This is a genomic window from Halolamina sp. (assembly GCF_036626355.1).
Classification (GTDB): Archaea; Halobacteriota; Halobacteria; order Halobacteriales; family Haloferacaceae; genus Halolamina.
In genome coordinates, this window is the sequence record NZ_JAZKRY010000128.1 from 1 (window position 1) to 5,350 (window position 5,350).

Here is a 5,350-nt window from a genome sequence, read left to right on the forward strand (position 1 = left end):
CCTAATCTAATACGGTATGATAATTATTAAACATTGTCCCGGCAGGCCTCGAGGTCAAAACATCTCCAGAGAACTCTCTGGACGAACTGGTTCCGCGTAACTGTTACTTGGCCAGAGTCAGAGGTTCACGCATGGGCCACCACACGTTCGACGTCGAGCGGGCCGACAAGCTCGAGGACGCCGCGCGGTACCGGTACCTCTCTGCCGAGGAACTGCTCTGGGCGCTCGACCTCTCGGGTGCGGAGACAGTCGCCGACCTCGGGAGCGGCACCGGATTCTACACTGACGACGTGGCGCCGGCCGCCGATCGCGTGTGGGGCGTCGACCTCCAGTCGGCGATGCACGAACAGTACCGCGAGAAAGGCGTGCCAGAGAACGTCGATCTCGTGACGACCGACGTTGCGGACCTGCCGTTCGACGACAACGCCCTCGACGCCGCGTTCTCGACGATGACCTACCACGAGTTCGCCAGCGAGGAATCCCTCGGCGAACTCGCCCGCGTCATCCACCCGGGCGGGCGGCTGGTCGTCGCCGACTGGGCCGCGAGTGGCGAGGGCGAGAGCGGCCCACCAGCTGACGAGCGCTATGGCCTGGGCGACGCAGTTACCGCGCTCGAGGAAGTGGGGTTCACAGTCGAATTCGAGGCGATCAGGACAGAGACGTTCCTCGTGACGGCGACGCGAGCCACTCAGTAGATACCCAGTCGACCAGTCGGTTGTAGATTCACTGGGGCTTCATCGAACGAGTTGGGACAGCGGTCTGGATAGTTATAGCCGAGATGTGAACGGAGTTTCAACGGAATTCGGAGCTATCTTGGAGATATGTTGAAAAATTCTTTTTTGACAATTCTGCAACAGTACGTCCAGGGACACCCCCCAGAGACCATGGAAACGAACCACAGTTCACCGGACGATACGAACGAGGAGAATCGAACCGCGCTCACACGACGGGCGACACTCGCAGGACTCGCGACAGTTGGTGCAGCAGGCCTGACGACCGGGATAGGCGCAGCCAGAGGGTCAGACACGAGAGAGTACACGGCCCGAATCGAGAACACCGCGTCGTTGGACGAATATCCGACCGCACCGAACATGCCGAAGTCGACTGGCGGCGCAGTGTGGATCACGCCCGGGGCCTATGCCGTCTACAACGGAAAGAATCCGGTCTTCACGCGGCGACAGGCCGCCAGTTCCGGACTCGAAGCAATCGCCGAGGCGGGCAGACCGGGTGGCACCCCCGAGAACGACTCGCTCGTCACGGAACTCAAGAATACCGAAAGCGTCGTCCACGCGGGAGCGTGGACGCCGGCAGATACCGTCGCCGACCCCAACGATCCACTGGGGTCGGTGCCCGGCGCACCGCCGATCGCCCCCGGCGGCGCGTTCGAGTTCGACATCGAGGCGACGCGAGGGCAGAAACTGACGTTCGCAACCATGTTCGTGCCCTCGAACGACGTGTTCTTCGCGCCAGGGATGGGAGGTATCAAGCTCTCCAACATACGTGACACCGTCTCCGTGACCGACGAAATCGCGCTCTGGGACGCCGGCACCGAGCCCAACGAGTCTCCCAGCAGCGGCAGTCCCAATCAAGCCCCTCGGCAGGGCCTTGAGTTCGGGAATCCGGACAAAGGACCGGACGAAAACGGTGTTGTCCGTCAACTTCGACCGGTCGATACTGTCGAGGACGGCTACAGCTATCCCGATCCGAGCGACGTGATCAACGTGATCATTACGCCACAGTAGCGGAGAGACAGGAGCAGGTTCAGTGCGGTACGTGGGGGTCTCAAACGAGGAAGAGACCCCTGGCCCTCCAGTCGTTCCAGTCGGAAACCGGAGGAGTCGATTTTTCACATCCTCCCCGCCCTGAAGGGCGAGACTTTCGCCTCGAATGTACCGTAGACGAGTAACGGACCGTTCATACCGAAATGTTGTTGTCGGACAAGATTACCGGTTGGCTGTCACGAGACGGCCGCAGTCAACTGTGGCAGGGTGCTGGCGTCGATGGAACGGCAGAGAGACGGTTCACGTACTGCCCAGCAGTGGCTGACTGATCGAAATGTCGCCCGGAACACTAACTGCCAGCCTCATCCCGGGGCTGCGTGCCGCGTCGGCTGGCTAACCCTCGTGCCGGGCGCAGTGGTTACGCCACGAGCGGGACGGCGAAGCCGTCCAATGTGCTGATACGGGACAGCACGGCCCTGTTGCGTACCCGGGTTCGCCGCACGGTCATCGTTCCCGAAACGGGAGTACTCGGGCGGGGATTTGAGGCACGCTATTGAGCGTACTCGCGGACGCTGTATACGCCTTCCGCCTGGAGCGGTGGCGACGACCGACCGGCGCCGGACTCCACTACGACGACCACGGCAGACCGGCGCCGGACTGCTCTACGACGACCACGGCAGACCGGCGCCGTACTCCTCTACGACGACGATTCGTCACCATCGCCGACTCATTTCCGACGATTTACAGCTGAAGCAGGCAGAATAGCCAAAACCTACAAAATCGGACGCCTGTAGGGCTATTCCGGCCAAAACCCGAACGCACTTACGCACGCCACACCGACGCATGGTAATGTCTGTACGTGTCGGTATCCTCGGCGCCACCGGCGCCGTGGGCCAGCGGTTCGTCCAGTTACTCGAAGACCACCCGACGTTCGAAATCGTCGTGCTTACTGCGAGCCCCGAAAGCGCCGGGGAGCGCTACCGCAACGCGGCCAAATGGCGGGTCGACACCCCGATTCCGGACGAGGTGGCGGCGATGCGGGTCCGGGAGACCGCCGTCGACGCCATCCCTGACGTGGACCTGCTGTTCTCCTCGCTGCCCTCCGGTGTCGCCGCCGAGATCGAGCCCGAACTCTGCCGTGCTGGCTACGTCGTCTCCTCGAACTCCTCGAACGAGCGGATGGCCGCGGACGTGCCCCTCACCATCCCGGAGGTGAACGCCGACCATCTCGACCTCATCGACACCCAGCGCGAGGCGCGCGACTGGGACGGCGCGCTCGTCAAGAACCCCAACTGCTCGACCATCACGATGGTGCCGACCCTCGCCGCACTCGACGAGTTCGGCCTCTCGCGAGTTCACGTCTCGACGCTGCAGGCGGTCTCGGGCGCGGGCTACTCCGGCGTCACCTCGATGGAGATTCTCGACAACGTCCTCCCACACATCGGGGGTGAGGAAGAGAAGATGGAGACCGAATCGAAGAAGCTGCTCGGCGACGTAACCGACGGCGAACTATCGCTGCACGACGTCGAAGTCGCAGCTTCCTGTAACCGCGTCCCGTCCCTGGACGGTCACCTGGAGAACGTCTTCGCTGAACTCTCCGAGGACCCCGACGCCGAGGAGATCCACGAAGCGCTCACCGAGTTCGAGGGCATCGACCTCCGCTCGGCGCCCGAGCGCCCGATTCACGTCTTCGACGATCCCGAGCGCCCGCAGCCCCGACTCGACCGCATGCGCGGGAAGGGGATGCAGATCTCCGCGGGCGGACTGCGTGAAACACCGGATGGCGTCCAGTACAACTGCCTCGCACACAACACGATTCGGGGCGCCGCCGGCGCGTCGATCCTCAACGGCGAACTGCTGGCCAACGAGGGCTGGGTTTGAAACCGGCTCAGACACCTAGTCAGCGACGAGCTACAGTACCCGGTTCTTCAGCTCCTCGCCGCGCTCCAGTCGCCGGTAGTTCTCGGCGGTGATGTCGGCCAGCCGCTCGAAGTATTTCGGCGTGTGGCCCGCGTTGTGCGGCGTAATCTGGACGTTGTTGAACCCCCAGAGCGGGTGGTCGCGGGGGAGCGGTTCGGGGTCGGTCACGTCGAGGAACGCCGCCTCGATGTGGTGACTCCGGAGCGCGTTGACCAGTGCGTCGGTGTCGACGATGCCGCCGCGGGCGATGTTCACCAGATGCGCGTGGGGCTGCATCGTGCGGAACGCGTCGTAGTCGACGAGCTTTTCGGTCTCGTCTGTCAGCGGGCAGGCGAGCACGAGCGCGTCCGTCCGGGCGAGCGCGTCGTGAATCTCGTCGAAGCCGAGCACCTCGTCGGTCGACCCACCCTTCTCCGGCGTGTATCGCACGCCGATAGTCTCGACGCCGAACGGCTCCAGTCGCTCAACGACGGCCTGGCCGATGGCGCCGAGGCCGACGACGGTGACTGTCGAACCCTTCAGCTCCCGGCTCCCGAACGTCTTCCAGACCCGCTCGTCCTGCTGTCTGTGGGCCTGGTTGAAGTTCCGCGCCATCGACACCAGCGCCCCGATGACGTACTCGGCGATGTTAGGTCCGTGAACGCCCGAAGCGTTGGTGACGGGGACGCCCCTTTCCTCGAAGCTGTCGAGCGGGAGATGGCCGTAGCCAGCGAAACAGCAGGCGAACAGCTCCATCTCGTCGGCGCGCTCGATGAGCGCCTCGTCCATATTGAAACCGGAGATGATCCGGGCCTTCTCCACGAGTTCTCGCTCTTCGTCGGGCGTTTCGGCGACGGCGATGTCGGCGTCAGGGAGCCGATCGCGGAGCGCCGCCGCATGCTCGGAGGCGGGGAGCCCGTGGACCTTCTGTCGTAAGAGGAGGATATCGGGTTCGGTCATGTGCCGGAATCGTACCGGGGTCGAAAAGAGTGTATCCCTCTCGGCAGTGCGCGACGTGCACGAGCCGGTGCCTGGGGGAACGGCTCGCAGAGCTGGCCGGAACCACGGGCGCTTTATCCATGCTCGCTGAATGTCCGCCGTGCTCTCGGAGGATTCCCGGCAGCAGCTCCTCATCGCGGTGGCCGCAGCTGCGCGGTTCGGCTCGGGCATCCTGCTCGGCACCGGGCTGGCGTTCTATCTCGGTCGGAACGACGCCTCTGCGCTCGTCGTCGGCCTCGTGACGACCGCCTACTTCCTCGGAATGACCGTCTTCTCGCCGTTCTGGGGCGCCGTTGCCGACGTGACAGGTCGCCGCCGGACCGTCCTCGTGCTCACGGGACTCGGCGCGACCGTCGCGATCCTGCCGCTGTTTCTCTTCTCGGGCGTCTGGGTACCGGTGCTCTCCAGGGGGCTCTACGCGGTGTTCGCCGTGGGCTTCGCGCCGGTCATGCTCGCTGTGGTGTCGGCTCGCGGCGGCGCCGACGGGCGTGGCCGCTCGCTGGGATTCTTCAACGCCGCGCGCGCCGCAGGCTTCACCGGCGGCCAGTTCACTGTCGGGCTCCTCCTGGGGATGCTCGCGCCGGAGGGGCTCTATCTGGTCATCGTTGTCGCCAGCCTGCTCTCGACGCTCGTCGTGCTCTTTCTCGACGACAGTGCTGCACCCCGGCCGGAGACACAGCCCGCGGTGAGCGAACTCCTCACAGAGGTGCGGACCCGACTGCTGCCGGCCG

General features: G+C 64.4%; 5 protein-coding genes. 4 read left to right on the forward strand and 1 reads right to left on the reverse strand.

The window, feature by feature from the left end; all coding sequences use genetic code 11:
- The first annotated feature begins 131 nt into the window (after positions 1–131).
- The 3 genes from V5A38_RS14285 (at position 132) to asd (ending at position 3,602) form a co-directional block, all read left to right on the forward strand.
- Complete coding sequence (locus tag V5A38_RS14285) at positions 132–695, forward strand: class I SAM-dependent methyltransferase (RefSeq protein WP_332326435.1); 564 nt, start codon at positions 132–134, stop codon at positions 693–695.
- A gap of 189 nt (positions 696–884) precedes the next feature.
- A complete protein-coding gene (locus tag V5A38_RS14290; protein WP_332326436.1) occupies positions 885–1,742 on the forward strand; it encodes a spondin domain-containing protein in 858 nt (285 codons plus the stop codon).
- Positions 1,743–2,570: 828 nt separating this feature from the next.
- Positions 2,571–3,602, forward strand: coding sequence for an aspartate-semialdehyde dehydrogenase (gene asd / locus V5A38_RS14295; RefSeq protein WP_332326437.1), 1,032 nt, complete (start codon positions 2,571–2,573; stop codon positions 3,600–3,602).
- A gap of 30 nt (positions 3,603–3,632) precedes the next feature.
- On the opposite strand, the gene V5A38_RS14300 is transcribed toward asd, so the two are convergent.
- Positions 3,633–4,580 carry a D-2-hydroxyacid dehydrogenase gene (locus V5A38_RS14300; protein ID WP_332326438.1) on the reverse strand — a complete coding sequence of 316 codons (948 nt, stop codon included), beginning with the start codon at positions 4,578–4,580 and terminating at the stop codon, positions 3,633–3,635.
- Between the two features lie 130 nt (positions 4,581–4,710).
- Between V5A38_RS14300 and V5A38_RS14305 the strand changes: the two genes are divergently transcribed.
- The coding region (locus tag V5A38_RS14305; RefSeq protein WP_332326439.1) for an MFS transporter at positions 4,711–5,350 on the forward strand (640 nt) is incomplete at its 3' end.

What these genes read in the sequence shown, in the direction of transcription:
- V5A38_RS14285 (WP_332326435.1), top strand. Translation starts at nt 132, where the DNA reads ATGGGCCACCACACGTTCGACGTCGAGCGGGCCGACAAGCTCGAGGAC.
- V5A38_RS14290 (WP_332326436.1), top strand. Translation starts at nt 885, where the DNA reads ATGGAAACGAACCACAGTTCACCGGACGATACGAACGAGGAGAATCGA.
- V5A38_RS14300 (WP_332326438.1), bottom strand. Translation starts at nt 4,580, where the DNA reads ATGACCGAACCCGATATCCTCCTCTTACGACAGAAGGTCCACGGGCTC.
- asd (WP_332326437.1), top strand. Translation starts at nt 2,571, where the DNA reads ATGTCTGTACGTGTCGGTATCCTCGGCGCCACCGGCGCCGTGGGCCAG.